We start from the raw sequence: 18,382 nt of genomic DNA on the forward strand, positions 1-18,382 counted from the left end.
AAATTTCTCCATTATCACTCTTGATGGTACTGTGTCAGGGTTGTTCACGCTTGACAAAGCTAGACCTGTCACAGGTTGTGGTGTTGAGTGGGGTCTCAACTACTGGGTGTGGCAAACTTAGGACAGCCCTAAAAAACAGGATTACTCACAGATTGTAAATATCTGCTGCTGTAGTACAAGCGGAAATAGGGGCTTGCAGGGCATGAGGAGCTTAATGGGGTCAAGTTCCCAGACGTGGGGAATCACGCAAACGAGCTTACCCTCAAAGAAGCGAATGGAATACCCAAACAACACAAGATACCAGATTAAATAGGTTGCCTTTTTAACTCGCTCAACCAGTATAGGTTAAACTTTATTTTGGGAAACTGTCAAGTCTATCCTCACGGGTTTAGAAATGGATGACAGAGCATACCTCCAAAAGCACAGTCCCCTGCCTATCCTAGATAGCATCCCCTGGGGGGGAGCAACTTTGAAGGTTTGTTTTAAGGTGGCATTGCCCGAGATTTGGGTGATTCGATGAGAATAAAATATCGAACTACCGCTGGCGGGTCTGAATTTATTCCCTAGTTTAGCGATGATCAAAATAAAGCTAATCCCTCTATCGATAGATCGTTTCCCTATCCGATGGAGCAGGTCTCGATCGCCCTGGACTTAGTTGAACAGAGTTGAACAGATTGATGGAATTATGGCAGACCTTGTTCCATTTTGACTCGCGGGATCTATATCTATAGGAATAAAATTCACCTGAATTAAACCTTGATTAAGGATTAAGACTCACTCGATTGAGGCCAGAGGTAAATCACACCAGAAATCCAGGTTAGGGCCACGGAAATCCAGAAGGCAACTAAGGCGATCGCAGTCCATTCCCCAGGCAGAGGCGCGATTAACAGAGCGATCGCCAGGATTTGACTGACGGTTTTTAACTTCCCCCACAAATTGGCACCGGCGATCGCCGCATTCCCCGTTAAAGCGGGATTGATGCGCCATCCGGCGATCGCCAATTCCCTAAATAAAATCAAAAATACCCCCCAAGCAGGCAACTGTCCCAGTTGCACCAGGGACATCAAGGGTGCCATAACCAATAACTTATCGACTAACGGATCGAGAAACTTCCCCAACTCCGTCACTTGATCCAGTTTTCTAGCTAAATAGCCATCTAACCAATCCGTTCCTGCTGCCACCAAAAAAATCACCACGGAGATCCATCGCAACCTCGGCGTGGGGTCTGACAGGAAATACAGTAGAAAAGGCACCCCCAATAAACGGGAGAAGGTAATCCAAGTTGAGAGCGTCATAAATAGCTCACCAGAACAGAATAAAAAAAACCTAGGGCCGACCGAAGGATTGGCCCTAGGTTAACATAATTTTGCTCTGAATGTTTTGCTCTATCCCCAGAATCTGCTCTTAGCAGGCTCCTCTTTGGTTAAAAATAACCTGGAACGTTTTCACAATTAGGAGGAGGTCATAAAGAATCGACCACTTGCGCTGATACTCCAAATCCAGGTGAATCACTTGTTCAAAATCTTTAATACTAGAGCGTCCATGAGTCTGCCATTCTCCCGTTAGACCCGGTTTAACATTCAATCGGTCTAAATGGTGGGGTTGGTAGTCTTTCACTTCCCCGGGAGTGGGTGGACGAGTGCCCACTAAGCTCATTTCGCCGCGCAGAACGTTCCAAAATTGAGGCAGTTCATCCAGACTGGTGCGACGTAGAAACCGGCCTACTCGGGTGATGCGAGGATCATTTTCGTTTTTAAATAGATGTCCTTTGACTTCGTTTTTGACCAGATGCTGAAGATGTTCCGCATTAACGACCATCGAGCGGAATTTCCACATCCGGAAGTATCGACCCTTGTAGCCACAGCGAATTTGGCTATAGAGTAAAGGTCCTGGGTTGTCCAACTGCATGGCGATTACGAGGGGAATAGCAATGACGGAGGTGATTGCTAACCCGACTAATGCTCCAACAATATCAATAAGCCGCTTTGTTTTACTGTCAAGGGAAGGATGACATTCTTGCCGAATTGTTGGATCAGAATAAGTCGCTTCAATAGTGGCGCTAGTGGCTGGATTAAATTTAAAGGGAATAGATATATCAATTTTATGAGCAGTTAACACGATCTTCTCCCGTTGGGTTTGCGGTGGGTATCCTGATTCTTGAACTGACTCTACTCAATTTTGGGGAAATTCGGTAGAACTACCCCCTGATATTTACTTAAACTTTGAAATGTTAGTCAGTTTTGTAAAGTTTTCGTGTGGTTTAAAATCAAGCCCCAGTCTTCTGCAACGCCTATACCCTGCGCTTTGATGGTCCCAAGTGTGTCCTAGACATTAAGTCCAACGGGCGCGACCCCACTCTGTGGCGATCGCTCCCTTGAAATGGGGCAAAGATGCCCTATCTGGAGCCGGGGTTTCCGGCCATATCCGATATTTTCCCGCTTTTCTGTATTTTTCACTACATTTTTCTAGTAATTATCGAGAAAAATTTTCGGAATGATGGCGTTGAGGGGTTAAAAATTCACTTAAATAAAGGAGGAGGGGTTCTTCAAAATGTTGATGAGTCGTTGTGGCGATCGCCTCCAAATATTGTAACAACCGCCCAGACTGTTCCAAATTAACGCGATAAGTGCCATCAACCTGGTCAAACAGAGGGATATCCGGCGTGAGAGGATATTCCGTTGTCGCCGCCAGTTCGGGCATTGGGACTACAGAGTTCACAGAGGAACTCAACCCCGGAGGCAAATTCCCCTCCAGGAACCCTTGAATCCGACTCCCCAGCGATCGCCCGTGAATCCCGCGACGTTCCACTAATGCTACAATTTCCCGCAAGGACCGGGCACTGTCGTCCTGGATTGCGCGTAACAACTCCGCCAGTAAAAAATAATCCCCATACTGCTGCCGGTTCAAGTCCAGAACCCGAGGATACAAAGGCAACGCCGCCAACCCAAAGGCAATCCGACTCGAACCCGACCCCCGATTTCCCCGGGGTGGATCAGCGATTAACGTCGCATTCGGGAGTTTTTGCCGCATCCAACCCCTTAACGAGGGTGATTGTGCCGTCCCCCCGGTACAGACGGCGCGCTCAATGGCGATCGCCGATAAACCTGTTTCAATCAACAACCCATTCAACGCTTGATTCAAAAAGTTGAGAAATGGCTCAACCACTAAAGTTTGTAACTCCCGGTGGGCGATCGTCCAGCGAAACTCCCCCACCGTCACCGGATATACATCTCGCTCTTGCAGCGCCAACTTCACCTCTTCCGCTGCCGCTAACAATTCTCTTCCAGCGGGATGTTCAAGTAATCGCTGCTGTAACTGCATTCGCCGCACCCCATCCGGTTCTCCCGGGCGGGGTAACTCCAAATCGCACCCCAGATACCAATATCCCCGATTTTCCCGACGGACTGCCTCCGTCCAAAATAACTGACAAATTATATCTTGATCTAACCCTTGACCTGCATAGGGAAAACTGCGAGTTTTGAAGTGAGACTCACTGAGTTCCTCCAGGTTTTCTGGCACCGCAACCAATGCCAACTCTGTCATTGTCGCACCGGAATCGATCGCCAACCCATAGCGCATCCCCACCGCCCGAGAGCGGTGCCAACTGGCTCCGGGTCCTTCCTGGGGGTGAAATTGTCGAGATAAGACCGAAGGAATCGTCACCCGTTCTCCACCGACACCCGGAAGGACTGAGAGCCATGCAGCGACTGCATTTTCCACAAATAGCACTTGGGACGCTTCTTGGACAAGCTTCGCACTTAAAATAGATTCGCGAATATTAAAACAATAACTATCGGGCCAACTGCCGGGAAAACTCACAATTGCCCCACGCAACTGAGCGATCGCCTCGGGAAACCGATCGGGTTCTAACCCGGCAGCACCCCCAATCGCAGCAGAAGGGGTCGCCATCGTCAGGGCCGATGACAGGGTAGCAACAGCATGACTGCGAGGAGAGGAAACAGAAGGCAACCTGAGCGATCGCCCAGAACCCGATGCCACTTCCACCACCGGCAACCCCAACCCTTGGGCCAATGGAGCCACCCCAGCAGCGGCGATCGTTGCCAACAGCGCACTTAACGCATCAAGCAAATCGCTTAATCCGAGGGACCTTCCATGCGATCGTAACACCACCTCCCGTTTTGCCCGTTTGCGATTCAGCAACTCCAGGGGGACAACCGTCGGGTGCATTCCCGAGTCCCAAAGCTTGTCCTTCCCTTTTGTTCCCGCAATCCCCGGCAATAACAGGGGTTTAAACTGATGCAACCACCATCCCTGGGACCGGAGATAAACTTGGGAAGGTAAGCGAAACGTGGGGTCAGAACCCTGAGAACCGAGGGGATGCCAATAAAGCGGATATAACTGACAGGTGAGGCGATCGAACAAAGCTGCCGACAGGTGAGTCGTCCCGAGATCAATTCCCAAATACCAGAACCCTGCCGATCCGTTTGGCACTGCCATTCTTCTGTTTCCCCCTTAGCTGGTTGCCGTCCCAAAATGAGTTTAACTGTTAACTATGCTAAACGCGCAGGTGTTCCCCGGAAAAACTCAGCGGTTGAATCAGATACTGGGAGCATCGGACCAACTGTCAAAGAAATTATCCAGGGTGGGATTGGCAAGGTCATCCTCTGGGGAAATGGGGAGCCCTGGCTCATCTGCCTCCGGTTCGCGATCGCCAGGTGTAGTGGCTTCCTCCTCATCATCCATGAAGTCAGCGAAAAAATCTTCCACTGTTTCATGGTTGACATCTTCCTCTGCTGTGACTTTGACCACTGGAGGCGGATTTGTTGCCATTAGTTCGGCAAAAATATCATCTAAGGTGGGCAAAACATTGTTTGATCGCCCCCTTGCCTCGGGCTTACTTTCACCGTTAAGACGAGAAGACCCCGGGGTTGCTCCAGATCCGGTTTTCTGGGATTTGAGGGATTTGGACTGAGTTTTAGAAGGTTGAGCGGCTTTTCCTGGCAGTTTACGCCCGGTTTCCGGCGGGGAGGGGGGTGGCATTTGCGAGGTCAAGTCGGCTTTGAGGGCGATCGCATTCGGGTCCGGGTCCTCTGCCTCCCACCGCAAGTCTGCCTCATTGGCATCTAAGGAAGTATCTCCACTCTCTTCCCAAGGCAGAGTTCCATCCAACTCCTCTAATCTGTCTGCCTCCGATAACGGAGGTTCAGCGGCGAGGTCCTCCAGCCATTGTTCGGCGCTAACTTCGGTCCCCTGCCAGTCTGAGGGGTCCGGACTTGCGCCCTGGGCTTCTGCTTCCTCTAATTTAGAGAGGTCCTCATCTAAGCGTTTGATGCCGGTATTACTCAGCCAAAGATTGTCGAGGTCCTCTTCTAGGTCCGCATCTGGGAGTAAATCTTCTTGGGGGGAAGCCGGAATATAGCCGCTTTCTTCCCAGTCTCCCTTTAAATCCAGGTCCGAGGCGATCGCCACCTCCTCAAATTCGGGCAGCCAATCCTCCATGAGGGCATCGGCTGCATCCTCGACCCTTTCGGGTTCTGGGTGCGGTAACGCTGCCGGTTCTGGGGAGACTGCGGTTGCCTCGGGAACCGTCTCAAAATCAGCAAACAAATCGTCTGTGGGTTCCTCGGGTGGGGTTGCTGGAGGTTCGGGTTCCCTGGGGGTTTCAGTCTTTTGGGGTGGGGGAGGGGATTGGGTTTCTGAAACCGATCGCGCTTTGGTGATTTCTGCTGGGATGGTAGCGTCCGACTCTGTAAGCTGGGACTCTAGGCGATCGCCAAACAGAAACTCATCCATATAGTCTTCCGAATACTCGCCCCCCATTCCTGGAGCATCAGTGCGACTCTCCAATTCCGCAAATAAGTCATCCTCGCCATAGGGGGAAGTCTCCGGAGTCTCGGCACTGTTCGGTTCTTCACCGATGGCGAATAAATCTGCATCCCCCGACTCCGGGATGAACTCTGATGGGGGAGGGAGATTTTCTTCGAGTTCCAAACCCTCAGACAACTCCCAATTTTCGGGCAAGTCATCATCCTCTGTCACCCACCCCTCCAGACCTAATTCAGGTAGGTCCTCGAAGTCCAGATCCGAGGGAGAAATGGGGCTATTTTCCGGGGCGATCGCCTCGGACAACTCCTCCCCTTCAGCACTTTCAGCCCATTGTGCAGCGAGTTCAAAGTTGTCTTGAGACATTTCTAACCGAGTTTTGGGGAGGGTTTGAGGGGGTCTCACCGTTGCCTGGTCCAGGTCCGCAGATGCCTCGGGGGTTTCATCCTCTGCTGCCTCTAGGGGAGGGGTCAATTCTGCTCCGGCAAAGGGGAAGGTAAGCAGTTCAGGGTTCTCTTCTAGGGACAGTTCAGAGGCCGATGCTGGGGCAGAAACTTGGGGCGTTTTAGGCTGCTTTTGAGAGGGAGATTTCGCCTGGGGTTCGGGTTGGACAGAGGGGACGGGAGGGGTTTTTGGAGGTTTCGGTGGAGTGGGTGGTGAGTCTAGGTTAGAGGGTTCTGGGTCGGATTTTGGGGGGGAATCCTGCTCGTTTGCGATCGCCGCTTGAGTCGAAGAGAGCAGGCGCAGGGAGGATTGTAAATAGGAGGAGGTCTCTTGACCTAAGAGTTGGGCCAGGTGATTGACCAAGGCGCTAAACATCAGTTCCCCTTGCTGTCCGAGGCGATGCATCTTGTCTAAGCCTTGAACTAGGGAGTCATTGTAACTGTTGACGTTGCGTTCGAGGGCTTCAAAGACAACGCGCAGGGTAGAGTCGAGGGACATCAAGAGGCGATCGGATTCCCCCTGTAAGCGCTGCAACTGTTCTAATCGGGCTTCCGGGGATAACAGGCCAGAAGTCTCTACAGTCAAGGCATTGAGTTTTTCGAGGAACTTAGATTCGACAGCACCGGCTTCGAGGCGATCGCCAGTCCCCTCGGTTAAGAGTTGGGTTTCGATTTGTCCGATCGCCTGAGAAACCTGTTGGGAGAGTCGGTCTTGTAGGGGTCCGAGTAAGGCTTGGAGAAAGTCGGCGATCGCCTGTTGTTGATGAGCCTGTTGTCCCGCCAGGGTCTGGTAATGCCGTTGTCTTTGCTCCAACTCCCGGACTTCTGCCATTAGGGAATATCGCTCTTGTCGTAACGTGGCGATTTCTTCCTGTAAGGGTTGCATCAGGTTAGTCCGTAACCCACTCAAATCTTGCATCAGGGCTTGCAAAACCGCTTGAGCTTCAGCCGCTTGACTCACGGCTCCTGGGGCGATCGCATAAGGCGGCATAGCACTCAGCGCTACTCCCCGGCTGCCCTCGGAAGCCAGTTGGGAATCCAGATAGAGACGAACTCGCTCCAAAACCCGACGAGTATCTCCCGAACTCCACCACGCGAGGCGGGAGTTCATTTTTCGCAGAATTCCATCAATGTCTGCAATCAGTGCTTGTAGTTGATCCCGATTAGAACTCACCATAGAACCTCTGGCGATAAGAACAGCACAGACTTCCCCGTTGCCCCGAAAATACTGGTACTTTTAACGTATCGTAGCTTGTGGCGAGGCAATTTTTTGATTCATTTTCGGACGATTCCAATGGATGAGCCTCGAATCCAGGCAAGGGCGACTCAGTGGGGTTGTTGCGACTAGAGCCTGGGTACAGTTTGAGATCCCAGGGAGGAGAAAGCAGGTTTTTGGCCCCGATTGGGTGCTTTCAAAAGCCCAGATCTTGTCATCAACCCGGTGGGTTTTCCCAATACTGTACAGGCATCCTCAAAGATGAAAACCATGAGGCTTGATTGCCAACGGTTTCGGCTGAATTAATTTTTGGGCGGAGGCGATCGGCACAACCGCCCTTGAACAGGGGTTAGCCGATCGCCGATCCCGGGTTGAGGGACAAATTAATCCCGGATAGAAGCCCGAAGAAACGGTCCGAAACACACTTCCAGATTCCTGTCACCTGTTATCAGAATGCCCTAAGCCCATTTTATTACAAATACCCCGATAAACTGGACCCCGGGACAGGCTAACCCCCGACTGACCAGAAGAAACCGCGTTTCTACGAAAAGGGTCGGGGCTTGAGCAAAAATAGGGATGGAGAAACCCGGTTTCTGGGTTGGGGTGGATCAGTCCTAAAGGCGATGGGGGGTAAAAGAGCAGACCCCCCAGGGATCTGATCAAGAGTCTGTGGGGTCAGACTCTCTAATAGGTTATTATGGCTAAGTGTTTTCTGGGATCTTATTAAAAAAGGATGTTTCTAGTCGAGTCTGGCTCGATGGGTATTTGGGGGTCTTAAAACAGAGGTTCCTAATTTGGGATGCCTACCTTCGCCATTCCTGAGTCCGCTAGGCGGGTGGGAGCTGAAGCTGCGGCGGAGCACCCCGGAAAACCGCTGAAAATTCCTGTAGTAGAGGCCCCCAATCCAGATATAGTTAAAGTAGTGAGTACACTACTCTGAACAGACAAGGCGATCGCCCTGTGATTTTTACAGTTCCGAACCCCGATCGTCCATTGAGGACCCCACCTACCCCGGCACAAGGACTTCAGGAATCAGACCCTTGGATAGGCCAGTGAGCCAGAGGCGATCAATTAGAGGGACAAAACACCCTGTCTACTCTCAGTGCAACATCGGTGGCGGTTTATCCCAGGGTTCCGCATAATTTCAGTAGGAAAAGGTGCAGGTTTTCCTCCCTTGCCCATTGACAACAACAGCCAAACCCTAAACTTCTAAACTCCTAAAAGTACAAATTGGTTTATGTTTTATGTTGTTTCTTTATATTGTTTCGGACAGTATCCAGTCGATGCCAACTGTCTGGTCTATCTGTAGCAAGTCCCTAAAAGAGTCCCTAAAAGAATGTAATCGGTCATCTCTTGGTTCAGTACAACCCGATTTAGGAAAAACATCGATTTACCCCTGGCGCGTTTATAAGAGGATGGCCTAATGGATGAAAGATTTACCTCTCGCGATTCTGTACCCAACGTTGAAGAATTAATTCGCGCAACTCCGTTTTTTAATGGATTACCGGACTCCGTTGTAGAACGGGCAACGGCGCATATTGTTAGCCGCACCCATCCCCCGAATCAAGTCATTTTGTTGGAAAATGACTGGGGAAGTTCTGTTTATTTTTTATTAGAGGGATGGGTCAAAATTCGCACCTATAACCTCGATGGCAAGGAAGTCACTCTGAATATTTTAGGCTCTGGTGAAATCTTTGGCGAAATGGCCGCCTTGGATGAAGTGCCCCGTTCTACTGATGTGATTACCCTGGCCCCGACCACGATTGGCAATCTCCCTGCCCAGGATTTTGTGCAGTTAATTCATACCGAACCCTTAGCGGGAATTCGGTTAGCTCAGTTGATGGCAAGACGTCTGCGCCAAGTCAACCGGCGATTGCGGTTGAGAGAATCCGATAGCACCTCTCGGGTGGCGGATATTATCTTATTTTTAGCCGAGGGACAAGGAAAGCAATCTCCTGAAGGGATCGAAATTCCCAATTTACCCCATCGGGAATTAAGCAGTCTGAGTGGATTAGCTCGGGAAACGGTCACTCGGGTATTGAGTAAACTAGAGAAGAAGGGTTTGATTAAGCGCGATCGCGAGATCCTCTGTATCCCAGATGTCAACGCCCTGGAACGTCTCATGGTCTAGCACCCTTAAGCGCGATCGCCCTGGACTTATTTAAGGGGCGATCGCCGTCTTGACCCCATTCTCCAGACCCAAATTCAACCGTTAACGCTTCACCCTAAATCGTTAACGGTTAACTGATTGGACACAATTTGATGGTTGATTTTGCAGATAGTAACCCAAATTCCGCTTCCCCGTCTCCTAATCCCAATCCCAATTCAGAACCCCTAGGTCCTCCCGATTCCTCTGGGGTACCCGACTCCCTTACGGAGGATCTTCGGGAATCCTCAGTCCCTCGCAGCACCTCGGCTTCCTCAGTTGCCCCAGGCAGACTCCCAAATAATGCCTTAATTCTGGTCGAAACCGCCTTTTTTGCCAGTACCGCCAGCTTGATTTGGCTGATCAATTATTACTTTCCCCTCGGTCCCGTGCTGCGGATTTTTTTTCCGGTCCCGATCGCCCTGGTTTACCTCCGCTGGGGGAATCGCGCCGCCTGGATGGGTGCCGTTGTCTCCGGTTTGTTGCTCTCTGTTCTCATGGGACCCACGCGCAGCATTCTCTTTGTGGTCCCGTTTGGTCTTCTGGGGGTCTTGCTCGGATGTCTCTGGAAGCGTCGCGCCAGTTGGGAAGTTGCCATCCTTCTGGGCTCTCTCCTCGGTGCTTTTGGCTTCTTCTTTCGCCTCTGGCTGTTAGGAATTCTCGTCGGGGAAGACCTTTGGATTTACCTGACGATTCAAATTACCGAGCTTGCCGACTGGCTCTTTCTGAGGATGGGATTGCTCGTTCAGCCGAGTCTATATGTCATTCAAGCCTTAGCCGCAATTTTAGTCTGGGTTCAGAATCTCATCTACCTGTTTGCGGTACATTTAGCCGCCTCTCTCCTCCTCGAAAAAATCGGAAATCCCATTCCACCCCCACCGCCTTGGGTACAAGTTTTACTTGATGAAGAATAAGCCGACCCAACCCCACAGAGTCCCTCAAGGGTGAGACTCTCCTGATCCCCGACCTTGACAGTCCACCCCATCCCTGAAGTCTTCCCCCCTCAGCCTCTCGTGATCCGAATTTACACTCAGCTTGAACAGGGACAACAGTGGCTCGATCGCTATCGCGGACAGCAACCCCACTTGGCCTGCATTCTCGGCTTTACTGAAACGGGTTTAATTCCCGGGATTTCCGCTGCCGGTGCAACCCCACACGATCGCCAATACACGGCGATCGCTGATGCAGAATTTCTCTACTCCGGTCCCCGTCCCCATCCCCAATATCCCCTCCCCCCTCTCCAAGCAGGAGCCTCGCCGGTCCTGATTTCTCGCGCTGTCCTAGAAGCCCAAAACATTCCCCTGACGGTCTTTAATGCGGGTTTACCCCACCCCCCAGCGGTCCCAGCGGTGGACCTGGGGGGAACTCCCGCAATCTGTCTGAGTACCGGCAAGGCGTTGGAACTCTCAACGGTGCAACGGTTATTTGCAGCGGGACTCCATTGGGGCCAGAAACTCGCCCAGGCGCATCCAGAGGGGTATTTGATTGTTGCCGAATGTGTCGTTGGCGGCACCACCACGGCCCTCTCGGTGTTGATGGATTTAGGAATTGATGCCAACGGGAAGGTGAATAGTTCTCATCCCCTGTGCAATCATCAGCAAAAGTTGGCCTTGGTACAGGCGGGTTTGGCAGAAGCGCATCGGCATCGCACCGAGTTGAAGCCGGTTTCTGGGGGAATCACGGGCTATAATTTAGACCCTTTGATGGCGATCGCAGCGGTGGGAGACCCGATGCAAGCAGTAGCCGCAGGCATGGCGATCGCCGCCAGTCGTGTCTGTGGTGTCCTGTTGGCCGGTGGGACGCAAATGCTGGCGGTCTATGCTTTAATTCGGGCAGTGGCTTCTTATCATGCCCTCCCCTGGAATAGCGATCGCATCGTGGTCGGAACCACCCGCTGGGTTGCTGAAGACCCGACTGGAGACACCGTGGGACTGGCTACAGCCGTCGGTCCTGTCCCTTTATTGGCAACTCAACTCAGTTTTGCCGATTCTCGTTATCCTCAACTTTGTGCCTATGAGCGCGGATTCGTCAAGGAAGGAGTCGGTGCCGGAGGTTGCGCGATCGCTGCACATCTTTACCAAAACTGGAATCAATCTCAACTCTTACAAGCCATTGAAGCGCTCACCCTGCGGTATGCTCGCCTGAGTCTTTAACGGTTTGCCTCTAGTTGCCCTCTAAGAGTGCACTCTTTTCGCCATCAACTGTTCTTCTAACTCCGCTATCCGGTGGTAGGCAGCGGTTAATTGTGCCGTCAATCGCCGGATTTGAATTTCTGGGCTTAATTCCGAGTCAATATTATTTTGAACGGGTTTCTCCGGTTGATGGCGCTCATTTTTCTCCTTGAGTACATCTTTATGCTCCAACTCTTCCGACTCTTCTAAGGTCGTTGAGACCAAATTCCCGATCGCGTAAGCATACCGCTTTCTCAGGAGGGCTTCCGGGGACTCACTGGGCGGGGGGGGAACGTTCAAACTCTGCTGTCCCAAACACAGAGAGATTTTTCTATTAAGCTGTTCGAGGGTTTGATACAAGTCATTGACTTTATGGTTTAAGACATACACCTGGTGTTCTAATGATTCCATCTTTAGACCCCGATTTTTAGGGTTGCTTTTTTCTCCTCAATCTTAGATACGGTTTGGCCCAAAATAGGAATTCTTTTTAGATTATTTAAGGTTTAAAGATATTTGCCTCAAAACTCGATGAAAATATAGGTTTTGTTACCTTGCTGTAACCACCTCTGATTTCACCCTTGCCCCTTGAAAACCGCCCATCCGGTTAGCGGGTCGCTAAGGGACTAAGGGCAGTTTTATTTTTAATCTCTCCCCGATGGAAAATCCATCCCCGGTTGGATGGCACTCCCCCAATTGTGAAGATATCTTAAGAAAAGTAACAAAATTGACAACAACTTTCCGGGTCAGATTGATAGGCTATCAATCCCTAACCGGAGGAGGTAAGAACGCTGATGACTTCAATCAACTTAGCCCAATCGACCCGGAAATCGCTGATTGCGGATTTTTTCCAAAAATCCGAGGGCCGATGGCATTCCGATCGCCGCTACTATACCTTACCCGAGGGGAACACCCAGGAAATGGTGAGCATAATTACGGTGCGGTTTTTAGAACCAGGCTGTCCAGAACTGATAGAACTGGCAAAACGCCATCAACTGCCGGAACAGAATGCCCTCACCTGTGGCAGTGAAGTCTCCTGGGAAAGTAGAGAGTCGGTTTCCGGCAAAAAGAAATCTGCCGGGAGTACCCTGTTTGGCGCGAGAGAAAATATCCTCTATCGGGACAGCGGCTTTTTAACTCGGGACCCGGTACAAGCGACCTTTTACTTTGCCAATCCTCAAACTTTGTGCCTGAAAACCGAATATAATGGCTCGGTTTTTGAGGAAGAATTAAAACTGATTGGCGATCGCTACCGGACCCGCCAAACCATCATCTCTCGCGCCGGAGAACAACAAACCATCGGTCAGTATTTAGAAAAGCGTATCGAAGAATAGGATTTGACCGCTAAAATAGGAAAGCATCGGGAAACGGGAAGAGTTTAATTTCTAGCCCTTCCCTCAGATGAAAGTCATCCCGTTTCCCCTAGGGACGAGTGTGATTAAACAAAATCCTATTATTAAGCGCGTGAATCGAAGATCTTTTTTAATGAGCCTCAGTACCCTCGCCCTTGCTCAAGTGTTGAGCGGATGTGGGACTGTTGATCGCCAAACTCTCAAAATTCTGCTGTTGAAAAGTTCCATTCCCGCCCAAGCAATGGGGGAATTCCGCAAGCAACTGGACAACCGGGCGGTTTTAAACTTTTCCCCTGCGGCACAGTTAGACGAGTTGTTTCGACTCCTGCAACAGTGGAAAAAACCCCCATCCAATAACTCGGGTCGCCGATGGAATCTGCCGGGGAGGAATCAAGATGCTGGACCCTCTAACTTGGCAGATTTGGTGACGTTAGGAAATTACTGGTTAGAACGGGCGATCGCCCAAGAACTGATTCTCCCCCTGGACCCCACCACCCTAGAACAATGGGACAACCTCCCCTCCCAATGGCAAACTTTGGTCCGACGAAATGCTGAAGGAAAACTGGACCCCGAGGGTCAGGTTTGGGGCGCACCCTATCGTTGGGGAACCACGGTGATTGCCTATCGGGCGGATAAATTCAGCGATTTAGGCTGGACACCCCAAGATTGGAGTGATTTGTGGCGTCCGGAACTGCGCGATCGCCTCTCATTGCTGGACAGTCCCCGGGAAGTGATTGGGTTAACCCTCAAAACCCTCGGTCACTCCTACAATCGCGATCGCCTCGATGATATTCCCGAACTCAAAGACAAACTCCTCGCACTCCATCGCCAAGCTAGACTCTATAGTTCCGATACCTATCTCCAACCCTTAGTGCTTGGAGATACTTGGGTCGCTGTGGGATGGTCCACCGATATCCTGGCAACCATGCAGCGCAATCCTAAAATTCGCGCCGTGGTTCCTCCCTCGGGAACAGCGTTATGGTCAGAATTGTGGGTCCGACCGGCAGGACCCAATCCAGTGAACACAGAAACACCACCCCCCGCTTCTGCTTTGGCAAACCAATGGATCAATTTTTGCTGGAGCCCGGAAATGGTGGTTCAACTTTCTCAATTGAGTAAAGCTGCCTCTCCCATGTTGTTGAATCGGGACCGAGGAGAGTTACCCAACGCCTTGCAAACTGATGGGATACTCTTACCCACTGCCGAGGCGATCGCCAATAGCGAATTTATCGAACCCCTCACCCCCGAGATTGCGGAAACATATCAGGCCCTCTGGCGAGAAATCCGGCTGAGTTAAGGGTTGGAATGGCCCCAGTTTTACGGCGCTTGGCTATCTAATACCTGGGAATCCAGCCACAAATTGCAGGCGACTGGTTCTGAGGTACAGGTATAAGTCCCTAACAGTCGTTGCTGACGAGTAAACACCCGGATGTTGTACCCGTAATCCTTCGCTACTTGCCCGAAATGATTCAAAAACTCATAGCGTTGCAGGTAATCCAACAAACTCCAGCTTTGACGGTTGACAATCAGATCCACCGTGCCTGTATCCTCTCCATTCCGGGGGTAGGCTAACCAGTTCTCGACCAGTCTATACCCAAACTGTTCGTTAACCCACCATAAAGAAGGAACCGTCACCCCAGTTTGAGAAATCGTGTAATTCGTGGTGATATTAAATTCGGCGGGATCGATTTCCGGTGGGATGGTTAGGAACTGTAATGGGGGTTTTTCCGGAGGCATCTGTTGGAGTTCTAAAGCCGGGAGTTTGCGATCGTCCGGTGGTACCAGGTCCTCTACTGCTTCTAATGCTGGCGCGGAAGTTTGAGTCAATCCGACTCTCGCCCAAAGTGGAATTAACCCGAGTAGGAGTAAATAGAGAACAATTCCAGGCAACGCGAGTGGACTACTCCCCTGCAATTGCTCAGTTAGATAAATTTTATCGCGTTCTGTTGGCATATTTTTTTTATTTAAAATCCCTGCTAGTCTGTCGAAACCGTAACGGTTAGAAACCGGGTTTCTTCACAAAGTTTTGGCTTTTTTTCAGCCAATTGGTGCGAGAAACCCGGGTTCTGGTCTATCGGTTAAATAATCTCAATCGGATTACCCCCATAACCGCCGACCGGATTTACCCTTGAGGCGATCGTGCGTATCTTCTAAGAGTGCTGGGATATTCAGTTGTTCTGGACATCGGGGTAAACAATCTCCGCAGTCGGTACAGCGATTTCCTTTCATGCCGGGAAACCAATGTCCGGCATTTTCAAACATGGAATATCGGTATTGACCATAGTCGGTCATGGAGTAAGCAACGGCAAGATTTCTTAATCGTAAGATTTCGGGAATATTAATAGCTTCCGGACAAGGCAAACAGGCATAACATTGACTGCATTGATCTGAACCTAAAACCTGGGTGGCATGGGTTTCTAAGCGGTTGATGGTGTCTTGTGGGATGGGAATAGCTGTGCTGTCGTTTTGGTCTATCGGGTTCTGGAGAAAGGACAGGCGATCGAGCAGGGTGAGTTCTTCTGGGTTGGCGGCCCCAAAACTTAAGGTGGTAATGCGCGGGTCACTTAACAAAAACTGATAGTTAAATTCTAGGGGAGTTAAGGGATGACAGAGTTGGGAAAGTTGCTCTGGTGGGGTATGAAGTTTTCCCCCTTTGTCCGCCGGAGAAATAATAAAAATGCCTAAATCTTTTTGATGCGCTAAGGCGACTGCGGCAGCATTGCGCTGGAAGAAATAGTAGTAATGTAGATTAATAAATTCAAATAAATCGGTGTTAATAGTCTCTAAAATTAAATCTAAGCTGCCATGAGTAGAAAATCCGAGATGTCGAACTCGACCATCCCTCAAAGCTTGGTTAATCCCCTGCATTCCTCCCTGAGAGTCCAACACCCACTCTAAATGTTGGCGGGTATTGATTCCATGAATGGTTAACCCATCCAAATAATTCACCTTGAGCCGGTCTAATGATTCATCAATGCACCGTTCCACTTCTTCCGCCTTCCCTGACGGAGGGAGTTTAGTGGTGATGTACAATTGTCCTCGCTGAACCGGAGAGTTTCCCTGCAACAATTCCATCAGAGCGATTCCGAGATATTCTTCACTGTTGCCATATCCTCGGGCGGTTTCCAGATGGTTGATTCCCCGTTTCACCGCTGCTTTGACTGTGGCGATCGCATTTTCTGGGGACGCCAAATATCGCATCGTTCCCAGGGAAAAAATAGACAGAGATAGATTGGTTTTTCCAAATCGGCGGTAATCCACGATTTACCTTTTTTCCTCAGATTTCGTTCCAGGGAGGAAGGCCGGGAATTGAGGAATTAGAATGCCCAGATTCTAGGGTTTCTCTTGATTCTAAATTCTTGATTCCCCTTGCTTCCGCATCCCCTGAAACGCTCTACGATTCTTGCACTTCTCCACTACCCGGACCAAATTCTTTACGCTGAATGAAATCTTCCGGGCTAATGTTAGAAACAAAGTCACGGAACGCTTGCCGTTCTGCTTCATCTGCTTCTCGATCCACGGGAATCGAGGCATCCGCCACGACTTCTTCCATCACCCAAATCGGGCTGTTGGTCCGTAGTGCTAAGGCGATCGCATCGGAAGGACGGGCATCAATTTCCTTAATCACTTCTCCGTGACGAAGCTTCAGGACTGCATAGAACGTATTGTCTTGTAAAGCATGAATAATAATCCGGTCTAAACTAAGCTCATATTCTTCTAGGATATTTACCATGAGATCATGGGTCAAAGGCCTAGGCGGTTTTTGGCTTTCGAGGGCGCTAATAATTGACCTAGCTTGGTCTTGGCCTATATAGATCGGCAGAGCTCGTCGATCTCCGGCGTCTCTGAGGAGCACTATCGGACTCCTTGTTGCTGCATCTAATGCAATTCCAGCGACTTTCATCTCAATCATCGGCTCGGCCTCTTTAAGAACACGCTATGGGGGATAATGAACTCGACACTTCTTTTGTAAGTCTCGTTCTCCGGTTTCAGACAGGTCCATGTTTCACTATAACGTTAAGGCAAAACGGTTAGGTTCAACCCGAAGTGCAGTCGCATGGTCCCTACCTCTGCTCGGCCACTGTGCTTTTTTTAGCTTGATAAATTCCAGTATGCCTTCTTCTTTGGCCGCTTAGATCCCTCTTTTGCCAGGAATTTAATAAAAATTTTGACAGGGGATTGGCAAAAATAGTAACGAACTGTCGAGAATTTATGCAATTTCAAGGAAAACGCCATGTTTACCGGATTAATTCAGGGATTAGGCACGATTGAGGCGACTGGGACAGAAAATCTCAAAATTTCCTGTCATTCCGGCGCGGAAACGGTGCTCACGGATTTAGCATTAGGGGATAGCGTCGCCGTTGATGGGGTTTGTTTAACCGTCGTCGAGATTTTGCCCCGAGGTTTTGTGGCGATCGCCTCCCCGGAAACCCTCGATCGCACCACCCTCGGCAGGGTCTCCCATACCTACGTCAATCTCGAAACCTCTCTGCGCGTCGGCAGCAAATTAGGCGGTCATTTTGTTACAGGTCATGTGGATGCGATCGGCTGTCTGCAACAGTCCCTCCAAACCGCCAGTTCCTGGGAAATGACCTTCACGGCACCCCCCGCTTCCCAACTGCTATGGCAGCGCCAAATTGCCCCCTATATCGTTCCCAAAGGCAGCATTGCAGTCAATGGCATCAGTCTCACCATCGCTGACTGTGATGAAAAAGGCACTTACTTTACCGCTGCGGTCATTCCCCACAGCTATGCCGAAACCAACCTGCGCCATCTCCAACTCGGTCACTGGGTTAACCTAGAAGCCGATATTTTAGGCAAATATGTTGGTAAATTCATCCGGTCCCGTTTCGCTTCTCCCATTGAGGAAAACCCCTCTGATGAGGCCATTCCCTCCCTTTCCGGTTTTGACCCGATTTCTCCCTCTTTTCTGGCCGAACATGGTTATCTTTAATGGTTAAGTTCACTATCACCCCGGCACATTTTTTTTCCTTCAGGGGTTGCGTTTTTTTCGGGGTTTTGATATATTATGTTATAATGGATATATAATCACTTTTTTTATAAGAGTCAAGCTTCCCATTATCACATAATACGGCATCGGGTGCAACAACACAAGCCCCGATGCCTATTTTTTTTAGGCGCGGCTGTAAAGAATTGTTAAGCCAAACCCAGTCGTTTTTAATTGTTCGTAGTAACGACTTCAGTCGTTTTTAATTGTTCGTAGTAACGACTTCAGTCGTTTTTAATTGTTCGTAGTAACGACTTCAGTCGTT

Annotated in this window: 14 protein-coding genes; 6 read left to right on the forward strand and 8 right to left on the reverse strand. The window is 50.1% G+C overall.

Translation table 11 applies throughout. The features are described from left to right. Window positions 1-767 precede the first annotated feature (767 nt). The 4 genes from pgsA to NG795_RS04035 all read right to left on the reverse strand — a co-directional run bounded on the left by pgsA (window position 768) and on the right by NG795_RS04035 (window position 7,404). Complete coding sequence (gene pgsA, locus NG795_RS04020; protein ID WP_367287379.1) at window positions 768-1,295, reverse strand: CDP-diacylglycerol--glycerol-3-phosphate 3-phosphatidyltransferase; 528 nt, start codon at window positions 1,293-1,295, stop codon at window positions 768-770. A gap of 109 nt (window positions 1,296-1,404) precedes the next feature. Continuing rightward, a complete protein-coding gene (locus tag NG795_RS04025; RefSeq protein ID WP_367287380.1) occupies window positions 1,405-2,118 on the reverse strand; it encodes a sugar transferase in 714 nt (237 codons plus the stop codon). Between the two features lie 354 nt (window positions 2,119-2,472). After that, the gene (locus NG795_RS04030; protein ID WP_367287381.1) at window positions 2,473-4,458 is read right to left on the reverse strand and encodes a hypothetical protein; all 1,986 of its coding nucleotides are present in this window, start codon (window positions 4,456-4,458) and stop codon (window positions 2,473-2,475) included. A 99-nt stretch (window positions 4,459-4,557) separates the two neighbouring features. Next, window positions 4,558-7,404 (reverse strand): hypothetical protein, encoded by a 2,847-nt coding sequence (locus tag NG795_RS04035; protein WP_367287382.1) that lies wholly within the window; start codon window positions 7,402-7,404, stop codon window positions 4,558-4,560. A gap of 1,462 nt (window positions 7,405-8,866) precedes the next feature. Here NG795_RS04035 and NG795_RS04040 point away from each other — a divergent pair. The 3 genes from NG795_RS04040 (at window position 8,867) to cobT (ending at window position 11,742) form a co-directional block, all read left to right on the forward strand. After that, on the forward strand, window positions 8,867-9,574 hold the full coding sequence (locus tag NG795_RS04040; protein WP_367287383.1) for a Crp/Fnr family transcriptional regulator: 708 nt from the start codon (window positions 8,867-8,869) through the stop codon (window positions 9,572-9,574). A 131-nt stretch (window positions 9,575-9,705) separates the two neighbouring features. Further along, on the forward strand, window positions 9,706-10,503 hold the full coding sequence (locus tag NG795_RS04045; protein ID WP_367287384.1) for a DUF2232 domain-containing protein: 798 nt from the start codon (window positions 9,706-9,708) through the stop codon (window positions 10,501-10,503). Between the two features lie 99 nt (window positions 10,504-10,602). Further along, complete coding sequence (gene cobT / locus NG795_RS04050; RefSeq protein ID WP_367287385.1) at window positions 10,603-11,742, forward strand: nicotinate mononucleotide-dependent phosphoribosyltransferase CobT; 1,140 nt, start codon at window positions 10,603-10,605, stop codon at window positions 11,740-11,742. Between the two features lie 21 nt (window positions 11,743-11,763). On the opposite strand, the gene NG795_RS04055 is transcribed toward cobT, so the two are convergent. Beyond that, window positions 11,764-12,171, reverse strand: a complete 408-nt coding sequence (locus NG795_RS04055) for a hypothetical protein (RefSeq protein WP_367287386.1) — start codon at window positions 12,169-12,171, stop codon at window positions 11,764-11,766. 380 nt (window positions 12,172-12,551) lie between these two features. On the opposite strand from NG795_RS04055, the gene NG795_RS04060 reads away from it, so the two are divergent. Together NG795_RS04060 and NG795_RS04065 are read left to right on the forward strand one after the other, a co-directional pair. After that, a complete protein-coding gene (locus NG795_RS04060) occupies window positions 12,552-13,091 on the forward strand; it encodes a phycobiliprotein lyase (RefSeq protein ID WP_367287387.1) in 540 nt (179 codons plus the stop codon). Window positions 13,092-13,242: 151 nt separating this feature from the next. Beyond that, on the forward strand, window positions 13,243-14,406 hold the full coding sequence (locus NG795_RS04065) for an extracellular solute-binding protein (RefSeq protein ID WP_367287388.1): 1,164 nt from the start codon (window positions 13,243-13,245) through the stop codon (window positions 14,404-14,406). Window positions 14,407-14,426: 20 nt separating this feature from the next. Here NG795_RS04065 and NG795_RS04070 read toward each other — a convergent pair whose 3' ends face one another. From NG795_RS04070 to NG795_RS04080, 3 genes are all read right to left on the reverse strand, one after another. Beyond that, window positions 14,427-15,062, reverse strand: coding sequence for a hypothetical protein (locus tag NG795_RS04070; protein ID WP_367287389.1), 636 nt, complete (start codon window positions 15,060-15,062; stop codon window positions 14,427-14,429). A gap of 144 nt (window positions 15,063-15,206) precedes the next feature. After that, window positions 15,207-16,370 carry an aldo/keto reductase gene (locus NG795_RS04075; protein ID WP_367287390.1) on the reverse strand — a complete coding sequence of 388 codons (1,164 nt, stop codon included), beginning with the start codon at window positions 16,368-16,370 and terminating at the stop codon, window positions 15,207-15,209. Window positions 16,371-16,503: 133 nt separating this feature from the next. Continuing rightward, a complete protein-coding gene (locus tag NG795_RS04080; RefSeq protein WP_367287391.1) occupies window positions 16,504-17,022 on the reverse strand; it encodes a bifunctional nuclease family protein in 519 nt (172 codons plus the stop codon). A 321-nt stretch (window positions 17,023-17,343) separates the two neighbouring features. Between NG795_RS04080 and ribE the strand changes: the two genes are divergently transcribed. After that, window positions 17,344-18,063, forward strand: a complete 720-nt coding sequence (ribE, locus tag NG795_RS04085; RefSeq protein ID WP_367287392.1) for a riboflavin synthase — start codon at window positions 17,344-17,346, stop codon at window positions 18,061-18,063. Window positions 18,064-18,382 lie beyond the last annotated feature (319 nt).

The sequence above is a fragment of the Laspinema palackyanum D2c genome, assembly GCF_025370875.1.
GTDB classification, from domain to species: Bacteria; Cyanobacteriota; Cyanobacteriia; order Cyanobacteriales; family Laspinemataceae; genus Laspinema; species Laspinema palackyanum.

Coding starts and splice junctions, on each gene's coding strand:
- pgsA (WP_367287379.1), bottom strand. CDS start 1,295: ATGACGCTCTCAACTTGGATTACCTTCTCCCGTTTATTGGGGGTGCCT.
- NG795_RS04030 (WP_367287381.1), bottom strand. CDS start 4,458: ATGGCAGTGCCAAACGGATCGGCAGGGTTCTGGTATTTGGGAATTGAT.
- NG795_RS04035 (WP_367287382.1), bottom strand. CDS start 7,404: ATGGTGAGTTCTAATCGGGATCAACTACAAGCACTGATTGCAGACATT.
- NG795_RS04040 (WP_367287383.1), top strand. CDS start 8,867: ATGGATGAAAGATTTACCTCTCGCGATTCTGTACCCAACGTTGAAGAA.
- NG795_RS04045 (WP_367287384.1), top strand. CDS start 9,706: ATGGTTGATTTTGCAGATAGTAACCCAAATTCCGCTTCCCCGTCTCCT.
- NG795_RS04055 (WP_367287386.1), bottom strand. CDS start 12,171: ATGGAATCATTAGAACACCAGGTGTATGTCTTAAACCATAAAGTCAAT.
- NG795_RS04060 (WP_367287387.1), top strand. CDS start 12,552: ATGACTTCAATCAACTTAGCCCAATCGACCCGGAAATCGCTGATTGCG.
- NG795_RS04065 (WP_367287388.1), top strand. CDS start 13,243: ATGAGCCTCAGTACCCTCGCCCTTGCTCAAGTGTTGAGCGGATGTGGG.
- NG795_RS04070 (WP_367287389.1), bottom strand. CDS start 15,062: ATGCCAACAGAACGCGATAAAATTTATCTAACTGAGCAATTGCAGGGG.
- NG795_RS04080 (WP_367287391.1), bottom strand. CDS start 17,022: ATGATTGAGATGAAAGTCGCTGGAATTGCATTAGATGCAGCAACAAGG.
- ribE (WP_367287392.1), top strand. CDS start 17,344: ATGTTTACCGGATTAATTCAGGGATTAGGCACGATTGAGGCGACTGGG.